This is a genomic window from Streptomyces sp. NBC_01012, from assembly GCF_045162755.1.
Taxonomy (GTDB): Bacteria; Actinomycetota; Actinomycetes; order Streptomycetales; family Streptomycetaceae; genus Streptomyces.
Map to the genome: position 1 here is coordinate 5773052 of NZ_CP108688.1, position 18133 is coordinate 5791184.

The window sequence follows — 18133 nt, forward strand, 5'->3', positions numbered from 1 at the left end:
CCCCGGCCGGGAGCTGCCGGCGTCGCACCGGTGAGCCGCCCCGCCGGGCGTAGGGAAGTTACGGTCACGAGAAACGGACATACCGGGCGCCTTCTCGTCCCTAAGCTCCCCTCCACGGGGCGGGGCGGGGCGGGGCGGGGCGGGCGGGGCGGCCGACCGGCCGGGGTTAGCGGCGTAGCCAGATCCTGAGTGGGGCCAGGGGGCGGAGGCCGTGGCGGATGGCCGTTGCCAGATCCTGCCCGTGCTCGTAGCCGACCACGGGCAGGCCGGGGAAGAGGCGGTGCGCCGCGTCCAGCGCGGCGGGCCAGGCGGTGTGGCGGGCGTGGGCGGCGTCGGGGGCGGCTGGGGTGTTGGGTGCGCCGTGGGCGTCTGTGGTGCCGGGGTCGTCTGGGGTGCCGGGGGTGTCGGCCGGGGGGAAGAGGTTGGAGATTCCGACCACGTCGTCGCTGCGGCTCGCCACCGCTCCGGAGACCACATGGCCGGCGGGTGACTGCCCGGCGAGTACGAAGGTGGCCGGGTCGTCGAGCAGTTCGGGGCGGAAGAGGTCCGTGGCCGCTTCGTTGCCGTCGTCCCAGGCCAGTGCCCAGGCGCGGAGCGTGGCCGGGTCGTCCACCACGTCCCAGGCGAGAGCCGGAGCGATGGCCGGGGGACCGGCCGGGCGGTGGATCCACTGTGCCTCGAACAGTACGTCGAAGCCCGCGTCCGTCAGGTCGAGATCGGCGAAGCTGTCCTTCACCGTGGCGCCGGGTGCGGTGGTGTCGATCCGTTCTGTCAGTGCGGCGGGGTCGGCGCCCGGTAGCAGCGTCACCGCGTCGGGGTAGTACGGGGGCGTACGGGTCCGGGCTGTCCAGGCGTGTGGCCCGAACTCGCCTTCCACGTCGTGGGATCGGCTCATCGCCGCGCACCACTCGGCGTTGTTGCGGGCGGCACTGCGGATCAGGAGCTGCTGCTTCGGCGTCGTCACGAGTGCGGAGCATGCCCGTCCCGGGCGGGTACGTCGAGCGCTTTTGTGTCGCCTGCCGTCCGGGGGGCATCCCATCGGGGGCTCCGCTCTCAGTTGTCAGCCTTGAGCGTGGTGCCGTCGGGCGTCAGGGTCGGTGTCTGCCAGTCCCTCCAGGCCGACAGATCACCGGACTTGAGCGGCGAGACCCTGAACACCCCAGGCGCCGCACCCGTGTCCAGCAGGAATGTGCTGATGCTCTGCTGCAGCGGGGCCTTCCACTCGGGCCGGGCCGCGCAGTGGGTGCCGTCCTGTACGTCGGACCAGTAGCTGATGTTGGCCTCGGCGCCGAGCGCCTTGTAGACCTCGGCCCCTCCCAGGGCCGCGACGCTGCCCGACCGGGCGCTCAGCCAGTCGACGTGCGGGTTCTCCATGAGGAACAGGCCTCGTGGGGCGACCATGCCGATGATCTCGTGCGTGTCCACCGGCAGCGCGGCCGGATTGCCCGTGAAGGAGCCGAACGCGTCGCCCAGCCAGGGCTGTTCCGAGTAGGCGCTGCTCAGGGGCTGGCCGCCGCTCTCCCCTGCGATGCCGCGGAAGGCGGGGGCGCCGCCCGAGCCCGACTCGATCGGCATGGTGAGGGCGATGCGCTGGTCGAACGCACCGGCCACGAAGGCGCCCTTGCCGAACCGCGAGCAGCCCGTGACACCTGTCGCGTCCGCCTTGAGCAGGCTGCCGTCCGACTGTTCGATGACGTCGATGATGCGGCTCACGCCCCAGGACCAGGCCATCAGCAGGCCCGTGCTGCTCGATGATCCGTAGAGGCTGTAGAAGGCGCCTTGTTTGTTGTTCCGCGCCGTGCCCTCGCTTCCCACGGAGTACGGATCGAAGTTGATGACGGCCGCACCCGCGTCCTTGATGGTGGCGGTGTCCGCGCCGAACCCTCCGAGGACGACGACGGCGGGGAAGGGGCCTGTTCCGCTGGGCAGTTCGACCGTCGCGGAGAAGCTGGCGCTGTGCCCCTGGTCGGTCACGTTCACCGTGATGCCGGTCGAGGAGACGGTTCCCGTGACGTCGGCGGGCTTGGCCGGCTTCTCGCCGTAGACCGAACGCTCCGCCTGCTCCTTGATCTCCGCCCGTCGGCAACGCCAGTCGGAGGTGGTCGAGATGCGCGTCCCGTCCAGGCCGAGGAAGGGGTCGGGAAGCTTCGCGTCGGAAGGTGAGGTGCCGGGGTCGGGGAGCGCGCAGTCCGCGCCGTCGTCCTCCACGCCCGGGCCTGCCTGTACGGCGACGCCCCGACCATCCGCAGCGTTCGTGTCCGCAGCGCTCGCCTGCGGGGCGAGGGACGCGGCTGCCAGGCTGGTCGCTGTCACCAGGGCGGCAGCGGCTGCCAGCGCCTTGGGCCTGTATCCCTGGTGGAGGGAAGAGAGCGAAAGGCGTGAGGGGTGTGAAGGGCGCGAAGGGTGTGAGGGGCGTGAGAGGTGCATGGGGGGCCTCCAGGGGCTCGGACCGGTCTGTTTTCGGACTCGGTGTGGGAGCGCTCCCAACCGCGTCTCCCACCCTAGGGAGACGTCCGGTGCATGACAACGCTCGCGTCCGGGTCGCCCGAGGTTGGCCGTTCTCGTACGCCTGTGGAGATTCGGGGCGTTCATCAAAGCGGGGCGGAAGAGTGGAAATCGGCCAGCGGCGCTGCCGTTGGGGGAGCGGGGCAACAGGGGCTTTCGGTCAGTTTCGGATTGTGGTTCGAAACTTTCGAAGAAGGGGTGAGCGGTGGTACGTGGGTGAGTGGTGCGTGGGTGAGTGGTGCGGTGGCGGTGGCGGTGGCGTGCGGGCGGGGGCGTGCGGGCGGTGGCGTGCGGTGCGGTGCGGGGAGGTCACGGGGTCCGTGCCGGCTCCGCGGGCACCGGCAGGTGGGCGGGCGGCTCGTTCAGGGTGCGCGCCATCAGGTAGGCGAGGCCCGGCATGAGGATCAGCGGGGTCAGGGCCGTTCGCAGGGACGTCGCATCGGCGAGGGTGCCGATCAGGGGGCCGGCGACGCCGCCCACGCTGACGGCCAGGCCGAGCGTGATCCCGCTGGCCGTGCCCACCCGCGACGGCAGGTAGTCCTGGCCGAGGGTCACCTGGAGTGAGAAGGGGATGTAGAGAGCCGCTGAGGTCAGGGCCGTGAAGAAGTAGAGGGACGGGCCCGGGACGAGGACGGTGCCGGCGACGGCGGCGATGCCGGCCAGGTATGCGCCGCGTACGACGGCGACCCGGTCGAACCGGGTGGCGAGCCTGCCGCCGAGCACGGTCCCCACCGCGCCGCCGAGGTAGAGCACCGACAGGGCCACCGTCCCGGCCGCCGTACCGCCGCCCGTGCGCTGCCGGGCGTAGAGCGCGATGAACGTGCCCAGCCCCATGAACGCCACGGACCGGCAGGCCACCGCGAAGGACAGCTTGACGAACGACGCCGTGTCGTCGTGCTCCCGTCGCGCCTTCGGCGCCGAAGGTCCCTTCCCCGCCGCCGCGTCGGCCCGCGTCAGGGCGCGCAGCACGGGCAGGCACAGGACGCTGCCCACCAGGGCCGGCAGGATCAGCAGGGGGGTGAACCGCAGGCCCCCGGTGGCGATCGCGGTGGTGACCATGAGCGGGGCGGCGGCGAAGCCGATGTTGCCGCCGAGGGAGAACCAGCCCATCGCGGTGTGGCTGCCCCGGGAGGCGATCCGTGCGACGCGCGCCGACTCCGGGTGGTACGCGGCGATGCCGATGCCGGACACCGCGACGAACACCAGGGTCAGGGCGTACGAACCGCTGAGGCCGCTCAGTGCGACGCCCAGGCCGCCCAGGAGTGTGCTCGCCGGCATCAGCCAGGGCATCGCCCACCGGTCGGTGAGCACCCCGAACAGCGGCTGGGCGACCGAGGACAGCAGTGACGCGGCGAGCACGATGCCGGAGGCCACCGCGTAGGTGTAGGACCGCTCGGCGACGAAGAAGGGGATGAGCGCGGCCACGGAGCCCTGGTAGACGTCCACGCAGCCGTGCCCGACCGACAGCAGGAGAATCGTTCTGTTCGCTGGCACGCCGCCATCGTCGCCGGGATGCGGCCTGTCGCACTTCCGATAATCTGCCGAGTGATGCCGGATATTCGCCACCAGCCGACCGCGCCCACCCGCAGTCAGTGGGTCGCGCCCGGGGCTGCCATCGACGCCCACCGTCATGACGACCACCAGATCGTCTACGCGGCCCGCGGGGTGCTGGCCGTCACCACCGGAGCGGGTACCTGGGTCGCGCCCGCCAACCGTGCCGTCTGGGTGCCCGCCGGCACCGTCCACGCCCATCAGGCCCACGGCACCCTCGAACTCCACCTGGTCGGGCTCCCCGCGCGGGACAACCCGCTCGGCCTGGACGAACCCGCCGTGCTGACCGTCGGCCCCCTGCTGCGCGAACTGATCCTCGCCTACACCCGTGCCCCCGGCGACGAGAGCCCGCCCCGTGGCCGGCTACGGGCGGTGCTCCTGGACCAGTTGAGCGCCTCGATCCAGACGCCCGTGCATCTGCCCGCACCCTCCGCCCCCGCGCTGCGCGCCGTCTGCGCGATCCTGCACGCCGACCCGGGTGACCCGCGCACACTCGCCGCGCTGGGCAGGGAGACCGGTGCGAGCGCCCGTACCCTGTCGCGGCTGTTCAGGAGCGACCTCGGCATGACCTTCCCGCAGTGGCGCACCCAGCTCCGCCTCTACAGGGCCCTGGTGCTGCTGGCGGAGGGAAGCCCCGTCACCACCGTGGCGCACGCCTGCGGCTGGTCGTCCGCCAGCGCCTTCATCGACGTGTTCCGCCGGGCCTACGGGCACACGCCAGGCGCCCACAGAACACCGGGAGGAGCGGACGGTGAGGCGCGCGGCCGGGGTCCGGTAGTGTGACCCGTCCCGAGACCGGGACCGGGACCGGGACCGACCCAGGAGGTGAGACCCATTACCGCTTCAGCAGGCTGGGCGCTCACTCCTCGCCGTCGTGTGGCCGACCGGGCCTGAACGACTCGCGGAGCGCCCATCGGTCATTCCGAAAGGCTCCGCACCATGCAGGAATTCGCCCCTCCGCTCACCTTCGCCACCCTCGTCACCCGCCTCCGCGCCGCCGGCTGTGTCTTCGCCGAGGACGAGGCGGAACTCCTCCTCTCCACGGCGGCCGACCCGGCCGGGCTCGCCGCCATGCTGGAGCGCCGCGTAGCCGGTCTGCCGCTTGAACACGTCCTCGGCTGGGCCGAGTTCTGCGGGCTGCGGATCGAGGTGGGTCCTGGGGTCTTCGTGCCCCGGCGGCGTACGGAGTTCCTCGCCCGGCAGGCCGCGGCGCTCGCACCCGAGCGAGCGGTCGTCGTGGACCTCTGCTGCGGTACGGGCGCGCTCGGCAGAGCGCTCGCGGAGTGGCTGGGTGAGGTCGAACTGCACGCCGCCGACGTGGAACCCGCCGCCGTACGCTGGGCCAGGCGCAACGTGGGCGCGCGGGGGACGGTGTACGAGGGCGACCTCTTCGCCCCGCTGCCCCGCTCGCTGCGCGGCCGGGTCGACGTCCTGCTCGCCAATGTGCCGTACGTACCGACCGACGACGTGGAGCTGCTGCCCGCCGAGGCGCGGATCCATGAGCCGCGCGTCGCCCTCGACGGAGGGGGCGACGGGCTCGACGTGATGCGGCGCGTCGTCGCGGAGGCGACCGACTGGCTGGCCCCGGGCGGCAGCCTGCTCGTGGAGACCAGCGAGCGGCAGGCGGCGCGCGCCGAGGAGACGGTGGGCAGCAGCGGGCTCACCGCGCGCGTCGCGGTCTCCGACGAGCTGTACGCCACCGTCGTCATCGGCACGAAACACGCCCTGGCCCGGCTCACGTGAAGCGCCACCGCGTCTGGCCGTACGGGGTGCCCTTGGCGAAGCCGAACGCCGTGCGGGGGGCCACAGCGAAGACCTCCGCACGGCCGCCGGCGCCGTTGGAGAACATCCCGTCCGTGACGCCGAAGTGCCACTCGGCGCCGTACTTCGCCTCCCACGCCTCGGCGAGGGTGATCAGCCGCTGCTCGTCCGTCACCCGGGCGGCGCGGCCCTCGACCACCACGTCGAACCCCTGGTGCAGCGTGTTGGCCCCGGTCGTCAGGACGACCTCCGGATTGGCCGCCAGATTGCGCGCCTTGCGCTCCGAAGGCCCGGTGCAGAAGTGCAGCGCGCCGTGCGACCAGAGGCCGATCAGCGGGGTGACGTGCGGGCGGCCCTCGGGGCGGACCGTGGACAGCCAGTACAGCTCGGCCCGCTCCAGCACCTCGACCGCGTCCGCCCACGGACGGGCGGCGGCGTCCTCGCCGCTGTAGTGCGGATCCAGCAGGGTCTCAGGGACGGCGGCAGCGGCAGTGGCAGTGTCGTTGTCCGGCATTTCGGGCCTCCAGGGGCGGCAGCGCGGCGCGGGCGGTCGTTCCTCGATCGTCCTCGTGAAGTACGGACTCCGCCCCCGCTCCGGATTCATCGGAGCGGGGCTGAGGCCTTCCGTTCGGATCAGGCCGGGCGAAAGGCCTTAGGCTCGAAGGGCGGACATGTGGGATCGGCGGGCAGGAGACACAGGATGACGACGGTGCCGGGACGCAGGAGCAGTACGTTCTCCCGACTGCTGCGGCACGGTTTCACCGACCCCTCCGCCGCCGAGCGTCTCCTCGACCTGCCGGAGCTCTCCTCCGTACGGGCCGATCCCGTGCTCTTCGAGGCACTCGGCGCCACCGCCGACCCCGATCTCGCGCTGCACGGCCTCGTGCGGCTCGTCGAGGCCGAGGAGGCCGACGAGCGGCAGATCCTGCTGGACACGCTCGTGACGGCCAAGCCGCTGCGGGACCGGCTCCTCGGCGCGCTCGGCGCCTCCGAGGCGCTCGGGGACCATCTGGCGCGGCACCCACGCGACTGGCAGGTGCTGGTCACCTACGAGGCCACCGACCTGCACCCCGGGATCCCCGAGTTCGAGCTGATGCTCGCCGACGTCGTCGATCCGGACTCGCTGCGGGCCGCCTACCGCAGGTCCCTCCTGTCCGTCGCGGCCCGAGACGTGTGCGGAACGACGGATGTCGCCCAGGTCGCCGCCGAGCTCGCCGACCTGGCGACGGCGACCCTGCGGTCGGCGCTGGCCATCGCCCGCTCCGCCGCGCCCGAGGACGCCGCGCAGTGCAGGCTCGCCGTCATCGCGATGGGCAAGTGCGGCGGCCACGAGCTGAACTACGTGTCCGACGTGGACGTGATCTTCGTCGGCGAGCCCGTCGACGGTGCGGACGAGAACAGCGCCATGCAGGCCGCCACCCGGCTCGCCGCCCACCTGATGCGGATCTGCTCCGACACCACCGTCGAGGGCACCATCTGGCCCGTCGACGCCAACCTCCGCCCCGAGGGCCGCAACGGGCCGCTGGTGCGGACCCTGTCGTCGCACCTGGCGTACTACCAGCGCTGGGCCAAGACCTGGGAGTTCCAGGCGCTGCTGAAGGCGCGGCCGGTCGCCGGGGACCCCGAGCTCGGGGCCGCCTACGTCGAGGCCGTGTCCCCGCTGGTGTGGCAGGCCGCCGACCGGGAGAACTTCGTCGGCGACGTACAGAAGATGCGCCGCCGCGTCGTCGACAACATCCCCGTCGACCGCGTCGACCGTGAGCTCAAGCTCGGCCCGGGCGGGCTCAGGGACGTCGAGTTCGCCGTCCAGCTGCTCCAGCTCGTGCACGGCCGCAGCGACACCACCCTGCACTCGGGCTCCACCCTCGATGCCCTGCGGGCGCTCGCCGACGGCGGTTACGTCGGGCGGGCGGACACCGCCCAGCTGGACGAGGCGTACCGCTTCCTGCGGGCCATGGAGCACCGCATCCAGCTCTACCGGCTGCGCCGCACCCACCTGGTCCCCGAGGACGAGGCCGACCTGCGCAGGCTGGGGCGTTCCCTCGGGCTGCGCACGGACCCGGTCGCCGATCTGAACAGGGCGTGGCGCCGGCACGCGTCCGTCGTGCGCCGGCTGCACGAGAAGCTCTTCTACCGGCCGCTCCTGGACGCCGTCGCCCAGCTGGCGCCCGGCGAGAGCAGGCTCAGCGCGAAGGCCGCCGTGGTCCGTCTGGAGGCCCTCGGTTACGCGGATCCCGCCGCCGCGCTGCGGCATCTGGAGGCGCTGTCGTCGGGGGTCTCCCGCAAGGCCGCGATCCAGCGCACGCTGCTGCCGGTGCTGCTCGGCTGGTTCGCGGACTCCGCCGACCCGGACGCCGGCCTCCTCGGCTTCCGGCAGGTCTCCGACGCCCTGGGCAAGACCCCTTGGTATCTGCGGCTGCTGCGCGACGAGGGCGCGGCCGCCGAGAATCTCGCCCGGGTCCTGTCCGCGGGCCGTCTCGCCCCCGATCTGCTGATGCGCGCCCCGGAGGCCGTCACCATCCTCGGCGACCCCGAGGGCCTGAAGCCGCGCACGCGTAAGCACCTGGAGCAGGAGGTCCTCGCCGCCGTCGGCCGGGCCCCCGCGGCCGAGGCGGCCGTCGCGGTGGCACGCGGGGTGCGGCGGCGGGAGCTGTTCCGTACGACGGCGGCCGACATCATCGGCTCGTACGGCACCGAGGACAGCCCGGCCGAAGCCGACCACGGCGCCCTCGTCGACCGGGTCGGCTCCGCGGTCAGCGACCTCAACGCCGCCACGCTCTCCGGTGCGCTGCGCGCCGCCGTCCGCGAGCGGTGGGGCAACACCCTGCCGACCCGGTTCACGGTCATCGGCATGGGACGCTTCGGCGGCCACGAGCTGGGTTACGGCTCCGACGCGGACGTCCTGTTCGTGCACGAACCCAGGGAAGGGGTCGGCGACGAGGAGGCGGCCAGGGCCGCGAACACCGTCGTCACGGAGATGCGCAGACTCCTGGAGCTGCCGACCGCCGACCCGCCGCTGCTCATCGACGCGGACCTGCGGCCGGAGGGCAGGACAGGCCCCCTGGTGCGCACCCTGAAGTCGTACGCGGCCTACTACCGGCGCTGGGGCCTCGTCTGGGAGAGCCAGGCGCTGCTGCGTGCCGATCCGGTGGCCGGGGACGAGGACCTCGGCCGTGCCTTCATCGAGCTCATCGACCCGCTGCGCTACCCGGTGGAAGGCCTCGGGGACGACGCGGTGCGGGAGATCCGGCGGCTGAAGGCGCGGATGGAGTCCGAGCGCATGCCACGCGGGTCCGATCCGACGCTGCACGCCAAGCTGGGCCGCGGTGGGCTGAGCGACGTCGAGTGGACGGTCCAGCTGATGCAGATGCAGCACGCCTGGGAGGAGCCCGGGCTGCGTACCCCGCACACCCGTCAGGCGCTCGCTGCGGCGTGCGCGGCGGGGCTGATCCCCGCGGAGGAGGCGCAGACGCTGGACGAGGCGTGGGTGCTGGCCTCGCGGGTGCGCAACGCGGTGATGCTGGTGCGGGGGCGGCCGGGCGACACGTTCCCCTCGAACCCGCGGGAGCTGACGGCGGTGGGGCGCTACCTGGGCTACGAGCCGGGGCACGTGGGGGACATGCTGGAGGACTACCGGAGGATCACCCGGCGGGCCAGAGCGGTCGTGGAGGAGCGCTTCTACGGCGCCGCGGGCTGAGGCCTCCGCCGGATGAGCGGCGGGTTTGGGGTCAAGGACAGACCGCCGGGTGTTATGTCCGATTCCCGCGTCCGTAACCCCCGGGCCTCAGCCGTCGGTGGGGTCCGGCTCACGGGGGGTCCGTCTCCGTACGGCGCGCAGGCGGGGCGTTCCGGGAGGCTGTACGTGTTTCGGCAGGCGGTGCGGCAGCGTCCCGTACCAGCCGTAGGAGAGGGCGATACCGAAGGCCAGGCAGGCCATTCCGCCCACCGCGTCCAGCCAGAAGTGGTTCGCGGTCGACACGATCACGACCAGCGTGGCCACCGGGTACAGCGCGCCCAGGATGCGCGCCCAGGGCGCGGTCGCCAGCGCGCAGATGGTCAGACCGCACCACAGGGACCAGCCGATGTGCATGGACGGCATCGCCGCGTACTGGTTCGACATGTGCTTGAAGTTGCCCGAGGCCATCGAGCCCCACGTCTGGTGCTGCACCACCGTGTCGATGAAGCCGCCGCCGGTCATCAGGCGGGGCGGTGCCAGTGGGAAGACGTAGTAGCCGAGGAGGGCCACCGCCGTGGTGGCGAAAAGGATCAGACGGGCCGCCGCGTAGCGGCCCGGATGGCGGCGGAACAGCCAGATGAGCACACTGATGGTCACGATGAAGTGCAGCGTCGCGTAGTAGTAGTTCATCGAGACGATCAGCCATGTGACCGAGTTGACGGCTCCGTTGACCGTCTTCTCGAAGGCGAGCCCGATGGAGTGCTCGGCGGACCAGATCCAGTCGGCGTTCCGAAGGGCCGCGGCCTTCCGCTCGGGGACGGCGTTGCGCACCAGCGAGTAGAGCCAGTAACTGAGCCCGATCAACAGGATTTCGAACCAGAGCCGTGGGCGGCGCGGGGCGCGCAGCGCGCCGAGGGAGAACCGGGTGCGGCGCACGCGTGACAGCGCGCTCACCCGCGTCGAACCGGACACGGGCGTGCTGTCGGCGACGGGTGACGTGGCGGCCGCCGAGCGGTCATCCTGTGTGGTCACGTGCGTATCACCCATAGGCACAAGTCTCCCAGATACGTACCCCTCCGCCCGATGATCCTCCGGTCGGGTGCGGGGCGCACATTCAGTCGGTCAGCGGCGGACGCGGGCCGCCTGGGGCGTGTTCCGAAAGTCCCGCCTGCCAGGCAGGCGGGACTTTCGGAACACGCCCTAGGAGGGGCCGGGACCCGCGGCTGTCGAGCCGCGTACGACCAGTTCGGGCATGAACACGAACTCGCTGTGCGGCGCGGGTGTGCCGCCGATCTCCTCCAGCAGAGTGCGGACGGCGGCCTGGCCCATCGCCGTCACCGGCTGCCGGATCGTGGTCAGCGGCGGGTCGGTGAACGCTATGAGGGGCGAGTCGTCGTAACCGACCACGGAGAGGTCACGCGGGACGTCCTTCGACATCCGGCGGGCGGCCCTTATCGCGCCGAGCGCCATCATGTCGCTCGCGCACACCACCGCCGTGCAGCCGCGTTCCATCAGCGCCGACGCGGCCGCCTGGCCGCCCTCCAGCGTGTACAGGGAGTGCTGGATCAGCTCCTCCACGCCATCGGCCGTGAGGCCGAGTTGCTCCCGCATCGTGGCGTGGAACCCCTCGATCTTGCGGAGCACGGGGACGAAGCGCTTGGGCCCGACCGCCAGGCCGATGCGCTGATGGCCGAGCGCCACCAGGTGCGTCACCGCGAGCCGCATCGCCGCCCGGTCGTCGGGGGAGATGAACGGGGCCTGCACCTTGGGCGAGAAGCCGTTGACCAGGACGAAGGGGACGCCCTGGGCCCGCAGTTGTTCGTAGCGCTGCATGTCGGCCGAGGTGTCGGCGTGCAGTCCGGAGACGAAGATGATGCCCGCGACCCCGCGGTCGACGAGCATCTCCGTGAGCTCGTCCTCGGTGGAGCCGCCCGGCGTCTGTGTCGCCAGCACCGGGGTGTAGCCCTGCCTGGTGAGCGCCTGCCCGATGACCTGGGCCAGCGCGGGGAAGATCGGGTTCTCCAGCTCGGGCGTGATCAGGCCGACGAGGCCCGCGCTGCGCCGGCGCAGCCGGACGGGGCGTTCGTACCCGAGGACGTCCAGCGCCGCGAGGACGGATTCACGGGTGGCCGCTGCAACACCGGGCTTGCCGTTCAGTACGCGGCTGACCGTCGCTTCGCTGACCCCCGCCTGAGTTGCGATATCGGCAAGCCGTGCGGTCATGGCAATGGACTGTACCGGGCGCGTGTCGGATTGCCCACCATGCACGGGATTCGGGCAGTCCGACCCGGTCACCGGCCCTCCTGCCCTGTTCGGAAACATCTTGCAAGGCCTTGCGGGCGCCCGCCGTCCTCTCCGGTCGGATCGTCGTACTGCCAGGAGAAGGGGTCTGGCCAGGCGCGAGCAAGGTGAACGGGTTGTCGTCAAGAGGCTTGACGGCAACCTTGAGGACACGCCAATGTAACGATCAGCAGCGCTTGCAGAAATCTTCCGCAAGCTCTTTCGGTCGTCTTTCATCCTTGTTACGTTCACGTCGACCCGGCGCCGCGACGGAGCGGTACGGCAGTTGAAGGAGTTCAGATGCGACGTGGCATAACGGCCACCGCCCTGGTCGCGACCCTGGCGCTCGCGGCGACCGCTTGCGGAAGCGACGACGAGTCCGGTGGCGGCAAGAGCTCGGGCGAGCTCTCCGGCACGGTGACCTGGTGGGACACCTCGAACGTCGGCAGTGAGGACAAGGTCTTCAAGAAGATCGCCGAAGGGTTCGAGAAGGAGCACCCGAAGGTTGACGTCAAGTACGTCAGTGTTCCCTTCGGTGACGCGCAGAACAAGTTCAAGAACGCGGCCCAGGCCGGCTCCGGCGCCCCCGACGTCATCCGCTCCGAGGTGGCCTGGACCCCCGAGTTCGCGGACCTCGGCTACCTGGCCCCGCTGGACGGCACCCCGGCGCTGAAGGACGAGGGCGACTTCCTCAAGCAGGCCGCCGCGTCGACCAAGTACGACGGCAAGACGTACGCCGTCCCGCAGGTCATCGACTCCATGGGCATCTTCTACAACAAGAAGATCTTCAAGGAGGCCGGCGTCGAGCCGCCCGCGAAGATCGCCGATCTCAAGACCGCCGCCAAGAAGATCAAGGAGAAGACCGGCAAGACCGGTCTCTACCTGCGCGGCGACGACTCCTACTACTTCCTCTCCTTCCTCTACGGCGAGGGCGGCGACCTGGTCGACCCCGAGTCGAAGACCGTCACCGTGGACAACGCCCAGGGCGTCAAGGCGTTCGGCGTCGTGAAGGACCTCGTCGACTCCGGGACGGCCAAGACGGACGCCACGGACGGCTGGGAGAACATGATGTCGGCGTTCAAGAACGGCGACGTCGCGATGATGGTCAACGGCCCCTGGGCGGTGGGCGAGACGCTCACCGGCAAGGAGTTCGCCGACGACAAGGCGAACCTCGGTGTCTCCCCGGTCCCGGCCGGCTCCGCCGGGCAGGGCGCCCCGCAGGGCGGCCACAACCTCGCCGTCTACGCGGGCTCCAAGAACCTCGACGCCTCCTACGCCTTCGTCGACTACATGACCTCGGTCGAGACCCAGGCGAAGACCGCGGGTGAGCTCAACCTGCTGCCGACCCGCACCTCCGCGTACTCCAAGAAGGAAGCGTCGGACAGCGAGATCATCCAGTTCTTCAAGCCGGTCGTCGAGACCGCGGTCGAGCGCCCCTGGATCCCCGAGACCGGCAGCCTCTTCGCCCCGCTGAACGTCGAGTACACCAAGGTGCTCACCGGCCAGACCACTCCCGAGAAGGCCGCCAAGGCGACCGGTGACTCCTACCGCAAGCTCCTCAAGGGCTGGAAGTAACCAGGAAGGCAGGCCGGCAGATGGCTGTCCACACCAGCCAGTCGGTGGCGAAGGCCGCGGGCGACGACGTCGTCCGCGGCCGGAGCCGCGGCACTGGCAACCCCCCGCCGCCGAGCAGGATCCGGCGCGCCCTCTCGGTCCACTGGTACGCCTGGGCCATGGTCGCCCCGGTCGTGATCGTGATCGGCGTGATCATCGGCTATCCGCTGGTCCGCGGTATCTGGCTGTCGATGACGAACGCCAACGAGCGCAACGTCGCCAGGTCGATCGGCGTCAACGACATGCCCGCCACCTACGAGTTCGTGGGCCTGGACAACTACGCCGACGCCCTGAGCGGCAACCAGTTCCTCGGCACGCTGGGCTGGACACTGGTGTGGACGGTCTCCTGTGTGGCCGTCACCTTCTGCCTGGGCATGGCGCTGGCCAACATCCTCAACCGCAGGATCGTCGGCCGCTCCGCCTACCGCATGGCGCTGATCCTGCCCTGGGCGATCCCCGGCTTCGTCTCGGTCTTCGCCTGGCGCTTCCTCTACAACGAGAACAACGGCCTGCTCAACAAGATCCTGGGCGGCGCCGGCATCGACGCCGTACCGTGGCTGAACGACCCCGCCTGGGCGAAGTTCTCCGTCATCGCCGTCAACGTCTGGCTCGGCGTGCCGTTCATGATGGTCGCCCTCCTCGGCGGACTCCAGTCGATCCCGTCGGAGCAGTACGAGGCCGCGGAGATGGACGGTGCCACCGCCTGGCAGCGCTTCCGCCACGTCACGCTCCCCGGGCTGCGTCCGGTGTCCACCACGGTGGTTCTGCTCTCCACCATCTGGACCTTCAACATGTTCCCGGTGATCTTCCTGCTGACCCGCGGCGGACCGGGCGAGGCCACCCAGATCCTGGTGACCCAGGCCTACAAATTCTCCTTCGAGATCAGCCCGCGCGACTTCGCGCAGTCCTCCACCTGGGGCGTGCTGATCCTCATACTCCTGATGCTCTTCGCCATGGTGTACCGGCGAGTGCTCCGCACGCAGGGAGACAACTGGTGACCACCGCTACGGCAACCCCCGCTCAGGCGACCCCCGCCCGGCCCAGCACCCGCAAGCCCCGTCGGCGCGGCGAACGCTCGCCGGCCGCCTCCCTGGCCCTGCACCTCACCCTGATCATCACCTCGGTGATCGCGGTCTTCCCGGTGCTGTGGGTCCTGCTGACCTCGCTGAAGCCCGCGAAGTACGCCTCGACCACGAGTTTCTTCAAAGAGACGACGATCGAGAACTACACGAACCTGATCAAGGACACCGAGTTCCTGGCCTGGTTCGGCAACTCCGTGATCGTCGCGGGACTCTCCACCGTCATCGGTGTGTTCGTCTCCGCCACCACCGGCTACGCCGTCAGCCGCTTCCGCTTCCCCGGCAAGCGCGGCCTGATGTGGACCCTGCTCGTCACCCAGATGTTCCCGGTCGCCGTCCTCATCGTGCCGATCTACAACATCATGTCGACGCTGGGCCTGCTCAACCAGCCGGCCGGACTCGTGATCACCTACCTCACCATCTCGGTGCCCTTCTGCGCCTGGATGATGAAGGGCTTCTTCGACACGATTCCGCGCGAGATCGACGAGTCGGGCCAGGTCGACGGACTCACCCCGTTCGGCACGTTCTGGCGGCTCATCCTGCCGCTCGCCAAGCCCGGACTCGCCGTCACCGCCTTCTACTCCTTCATCACCGCCTGGGGCGAAGTGGCCTACGCCTCCGCCTTCATGGTCGGCGACGAGAACCTCACGCTCGCCGGCGGACTGCAGAAGTTCGTCAACCAGTACGGCGCCCAGTGGGGCCCGATGACCGCGGCGTCCGTGCTCATCGCGATCCCGGCCGCGCTGGTCTTCCTCTTCGCGCAGAAGCACCTGGTGACCGGGATGTCCGCCGGAGCCGTCAAGGGCTGAGAGGCCACCGACGGCGTCCGACGCCCTCCCGCACGACCGTACGACCGCACCCGTCAGGGCGGCGCCGGATCCCCGACCCGGTCCCGGCGCCGCTCCCCACCCAGACACCCCAGGGACGACATGACCCAGCACCTTGCTGCCCCCTCCACCGGCACGTCCGACGACGCCCCGGGCCACCCCACCGGCTGGTGGCAGGACGCGGTGATCTACCAGGTGTACCCACGGAGCTTCGCCGACGGCAACGGCGACGGCATGGGGGACCTCGCGGGAGTCACCGCGCGGCTCCCGTACCTCAGGGACCTCGGTGTGGACGCCGTCTGGCTCAGCCCCTTCTACGCCTCTCCGCAGGCCGACGCGGGCTACGACGTCGCCGACTACCGGGCGATCGACCCGATGTTCGGCACGCTCCTCGACGCCGACGCCCTGATCCGCGAGGCCCACGACCTGGGCCTGCGCATCATCGTCGACCTGGTGCCCAACCACTCGTCCGACCAGCACGAATGGTTCAAGCGGGCCCTCGCCGAAGGCCCCGGATCCGCCCTGCGCGACCGCTACCACTTCCGTCCTGGCAAGGGCGCCGACGGTGAACTCCCGCCCAACGACTGGGAGTCCGTCTTCGGCGGCCCCGCGTGGACCCGGACCACCGACCCGGACGGCACCCCGGGCGACTGGTATCTGCACCTCTTCGCGCCCGAGCAGCCCGACTTCAACTGGGAACACCCGGCCGTCGCCGACGAGTTCCGCTCCATCCTGCGCTTCTGGCTCGACATGGGTGTCGACGGCTTCCGTGTCGACGTCGCCCACGGCCTCGTCAAGGCGGAGGGCCTGCCGGACCTCGGAACGCACGACCAGGTGAAGCTGCTGGGCAATGACGTCATGCCGTTCTTCGACCAGGACGGCGTGCACGCGATCTACCGCAGCTGGCGCACCATCCTCGACGAGTACCCAGGTGACCGCGTTGCGGTCGCGGAGGCGTGGACCCCCACCGTCGAGCGCACCGCCAACTACGTGCGCCCCGACGAGATGCACCAGGCCTTCAACTTCCAGTACCTCTCGACCGCCTGGGACGCCGCAGAGCTGCGCGCCGTCATCGACTCCTCGCTCGATGCGATGCGCCCCGTCGGGGCGCCCGCCACCTGGGTGCTCTCCAACCACGACGTCACCCGCCACACCACCCGCTTCGCCAACCCGCCGGGCCTCGGCACCCAGATCCGTACCCCCGGCGACGGTGAGCTCGGTCTGCGCAGGGCGCGCGCGGCGACCCTGCTGATGCTGGCACTGCCCGGCTCCGCCTACGTCTACCAGGGCGAGGAGCTCGGCCTGCCCGATGTCACCGATCTCAGCGACGAGGTACGCCAGGACCCGTCGTTCTTCCGCGCCGAGGGCCAGGACGGCTTCCGCGACGGTTGCCGGGTGCCGATCCCGTGGACCCGCGAGGGCAGCTCGTACGGCTTCGGCGGCGGAGGCAGCTGGCTGCCGCAGCCCGACAGCTGGGGCGCGTACTCCGTCGAGGCGCAGACCGGCACGGAGGGCTCCACGCTGGAGCTGTACCGCGCCGCCATCGCAGCCCGCCGCGAGCACCCCGGTCTCGGCGCCGGCCGGGACGTGGAGTGGCTGGACGCACCCGAGGGCGTCCTCGCCCTCGGTCGCCCCGGCTTCGTCTGCACCGTCAACACGACGGGCACGCCGGTGCGGATCCCCGCCCCCGGCACCCTGCTGCTCGCCAGCGGCCCGGTCACCGAGGACGGTGCGACGTTCGAGCTGCCCGCGGACACCACGGTGTGGTGGACGGTGTGACCGTCCCCGCACCCAGGACGGGACCGGCGCTGCGGCTCTCCGACATCGCCGGACAGGCCACCGTCAGCGAGGCCACCGTCAGCCGGGTGCTGAACGGCAAGCCGGGCGTCGCGGACACCACGCGTCAGCGGGTGCTCGCCGCGCTCGACATCCTCGGCTACGAACGGCCCGTACGGCTGCGGCAGCGCAGCGCCGGGCTGATCGGTCTGGTGACACCCGAACTCACCAACCCGATCTTCCCGGCGTTCGCCCAGTCCGTGGAGCAGGTGCTCGCCGGGCACGGCTACACACCCGTGCTCTGCACCCAGCTGCCCGGCGGCGCGACGGAGGACGAGCTCGTCGAACAGCTCGTCGAGCGTGGCGTGGGCGGCATCGTGTTCCTGTCCGGGCTGCACGCCGACACCTCGGCAGACCCGTCGAGGTACGCCGCGCTCACCGAACGCGGCGTGCCGTTCGTCCTGATCAACGGCTACAACGAGCGCATCAGCGCCCCGTTCGTCTCGCCCGACGACCAGGCCGCCGTGCGCATGGCCGTCAGCCATCTCGCCGCGCTCGGACACCGGCGGATCGGCCTGGCGATCGGACCGCAGCGCTATGTGCCCTCCCGGCGCAAGCGCGACGGCTTCGTCGACGCGGCCGTCTCACTGCTGGGCATGGACCGCGAGGAGGCCGAACTCCTCGTCTGCTCGACCCTGTTCAGCGTCGAGGGCGGCCAGGTCGCGGCCGGCGCGCTGCTCGACGCGGGCTGCACCGGCATCGTCTGCGGCAGCGACCTGATGGCGTTGGGCGTGGTGCGCACGGCCAGGGGGAGGGGCTACGACGTCCCGCGTGACGTCTCCGTCGTCGGCTTCGACGACTCCCAGCTCATCGCCTTCACCGACCCGCCCCTGACCACGGTGCGCCAGCCGGTGCAGGCGATGGCGGCGGCGGCCGTGGGAGCACTGCTGGAGGAGGTCGCGGGAAGCCCCGTGCAGCGTACGGAGTACGTGTTCCAGCCGGAGCTGGTCGTACGGGGCTCGACGGCGGCGGTGCGGGGCGCCTGAGGTCGCGGCGTAGGGCGG

At 71.1% G+C, this 18133-nt stretch carries 14 protein-coding genes; 8 read left to right on the forward strand and 6 right to left on the reverse strand.

Annotation, left to right across the window (positions count from 1 at the left end; translation table 11 throughout):
* Positions 1 to 166 precede the first annotated feature (166 nt).
* The 3 genes from OG623_RS25945 to OG623_RS25955 form a co-directional block, all read right to left on the reverse strand.
* Positions 167 to 895 carry a hypothetical protein gene (locus OG623_RS25945; protein ID WP_406152008.1) on the reverse strand — a complete coding sequence of 243 codons (729 nt, stop codon included), beginning with the start codon at positions 893 to 895 and terminating at the stop codon, positions 167 to 169.
* Between the two features lie 158 nt (positions 896 to 1053).
* On the reverse strand, positions 1054 to 2313 hold the full coding sequence (locus tag OG623_RS25950; protein ID WP_406149674.1) for a cellulose-binding protein: 1260 nt from the start codon (positions 2311 to 2313) through the stop codon (positions 1054 to 1056).
* 501 nt (positions 2314 to 2814) lie between these two features.
* Entirely contained in the window at positions 2815 to 3999 is a 1185-nt protein-coding gene (locus OG623_RS25955) for an MFS transporter (protein WP_406149676.1), read from the reverse strand.
* Between the two features lie 54 nt (positions 4000 to 4053).
* On the opposite strand from OG623_RS25955, the gene OG623_RS25960 reads away from it, so the two are divergent.
* Positions 4054 to 4839: an AraC family transcriptional regulator gene (locus OG623_RS25960; RefSeq protein WP_406149677.1), complete on the forward strand. Its 786-nt coding sequence runs from the start codon at positions 4054 to 4056 to the stop codon at positions 4837 to 4839.
* 156 nt (positions 4840 to 4995) lie between these two features.
* Positions 4996 to 5799: a putative protein N(5)-glutamine methyltransferase gene (locus tag OG623_RS25965; RefSeq protein ID WP_406149679.1), complete on the forward strand. Its 804-nt coding sequence runs from the start codon at positions 4996 to 4998 to the stop codon at positions 5797 to 5799.
* Here the strand turns inward: OG623_RS25965 and OG623_RS25970 are convergent.
* Positions 5792 to 6331 carry a pyridoxamine 5'-phosphate oxidase family protein gene (locus OG623_RS25970; protein WP_406149681.1) on the reverse strand — a complete coding sequence of 180 codons (540 nt, stop codon included), beginning with the start codon at positions 6329 to 6331 and terminating at the stop codon, positions 5792 to 5794. The two genes, OG623_RS25965 and OG623_RS25970, sit on opposite strands and share 8 nt — an antisense overlap.
* A gap of 186 nt (positions 6332 to 6517) precedes the next feature.
* On the opposite strand from OG623_RS25970, the gene OG623_RS25975 reads away from it, so the two are divergent.
* Positions 6518 to 9514, forward strand: coding sequence for a bifunctional [glutamine synthetase] adenylyltransferase/[glutamine synthetase]-adenylyl-L-tyrosine phosphorylase (locus tag OG623_RS25975; RefSeq protein WP_406149682.1), 2997 nt, complete (start codon positions 6518 to 6520; stop codon positions 9512 to 9514).
* A gap of 87 nt (positions 9515 to 9601) precedes the next feature.
* Here OG623_RS25975 and OG623_RS25980 read toward each other — a convergent pair whose 3' ends face one another.
* Together OG623_RS25980 and OG623_RS25985 are read right to left on the reverse strand one after the other, a co-directional pair.
* Entirely contained in the window at positions 9602 to 10540 is a 939-nt protein-coding gene (locus OG623_RS25980; protein ID WP_406149683.1) for a phosphatase PAP2 family protein, read from the reverse strand.
* 153 nt (positions 10541 to 10693) lie between these two features.
* A complete protein-coding gene (locus OG623_RS25985) occupies positions 10694 to 11716 on the reverse strand; it encodes a LacI family DNA-binding transcriptional regulator (RefSeq protein ID WP_406149684.1) in 1023 nt (340 codons plus the stop codon).
* A gap of 357 nt (positions 11717 to 12073) precedes the next feature.
* On the opposite strand from OG623_RS25985, the gene OG623_RS25990 reads away from it, so the two are divergent.
* The 5 genes from OG623_RS25990 to OG623_RS26010 all read left to right on the forward strand — a co-directional run bounded on the left by OG623_RS25990 (position 12074) and on the right by OG623_RS26010 (position 18115).
* Entirely contained in the window at positions 12074 to 13348 is a 1275-nt protein-coding gene (locus tag OG623_RS25990) for an extracellular solute-binding protein (RefSeq protein WP_406149686.1), read from the forward strand.
* A 20-nt stretch (positions 13349 to 13368) separates the two neighbouring features.
* Positions 13369 to 14385: a carbohydrate ABC transporter permease gene (locus tag OG623_RS25995; RefSeq protein WP_406149687.1), complete on the forward strand. Its 1017-nt coding sequence runs from the start codon at positions 13369 to 13371 to the stop codon at positions 14383 to 14385.
* Positions 14382 to 15275, forward strand: coding sequence for a sugar ABC transporter permease (locus tag OG623_RS26000; RefSeq protein ID WP_406149688.1), 894 nt, complete (start codon positions 14382 to 14384; stop codon positions 15273 to 15275). Before OG623_RS25995 ends, OG623_RS26000 begins: the two co-directional genes overlap by 4 nt.
* A gap of 120 nt (positions 15276 to 15395) precedes the next feature.
* A complete protein-coding gene (locus tag OG623_RS26005; protein ID WP_406149689.1) occupies positions 15396 to 17072 on the forward strand; it encodes a glycoside hydrolase family 13 protein in 1677 nt (558 codons plus the stop codon).
* On the forward strand, positions 17057 to 18115 hold the full coding sequence (locus tag OG623_RS26010; protein ID WP_406149690.1) for a LacI family DNA-binding transcriptional regulator: 1059 nt from the start codon (positions 17057 to 17059) through the stop codon (positions 18113 to 18115). The genes OG623_RS26005 and OG623_RS26010 overlap by 16 nt, the downstream gene beginning before the upstream one ends.
* Positions 18116 to 18133: the final 18 nt, after the last annotated feature.

Excerpts from the sequence above, each read along its gene's own strand:
- OG623_RS25975 (WP_406149682.1), top strand. The coding sequence starts at position 6,518 with ATGACGACGGTGCCGGGACGCAGGAGCAGTACGTTCTCCCGACTGCTG.
- OG623_RS25965 (WP_406149679.1), top strand. The coding sequence starts at position 4,996 with ATGCAGGAATTCGCCCCTCCGCTCACCTTCGCCACCCTCGTCACCCGC.
- OG623_RS26005 (WP_406149689.1), top strand. The coding sequence starts at position 15,396 with ATGACCCAGCACCTTGCTGCCCCCTCCACCGGCACGTCCGACGACGCC.
- OG623_RS25960 (WP_406149677.1), top strand. The coding sequence starts at position 4,054 with ATGCCGGATATTCGCCACCAGCCGACCGCGCCCACCCGCAGTCAGTGG.
- OG623_RS25995 (WP_406149687.1), top strand. The coding sequence starts at position 13,369 with ATGGCTGTCCACACCAGCCAGTCGGTGGCGAAGGCCGCGGGCGACGAC.
- OG623_RS25970 (WP_406149681.1), bottom strand. The coding sequence starts at position 6,331 with ATGCCGGACAACGACACTGCCACTGCCGCTGCCGCCGTCCCTGAGACC.
- OG623_RS25980 (WP_406149683.1), bottom strand. The coding sequence starts at position 10,540 with ATGGGTGATACGCACGTGACCACACAGGATGACCGCTCGGCGGCCGCC.
- OG623_RS25985 (WP_406149684.1), bottom strand. The coding sequence starts at position 11,716 with ATGACCGCACGGCTTGCCGATATCGCAACTCAGGCGGGGGTCAGCGAA.
- OG623_RS25945 (WP_406152008.1), bottom strand. The coding sequence starts at position 895 with ATGAGCCGATCCCACGACGTGGAAGGCGAGTTCGGGCCACACGCCTGG.
- OG623_RS25990 (WP_406149686.1), top strand. The coding sequence starts at position 12,074 with ATGCGACGTGGCATAACGGCCACCGCCCTGGTCGCGACCCTGGCGCTC.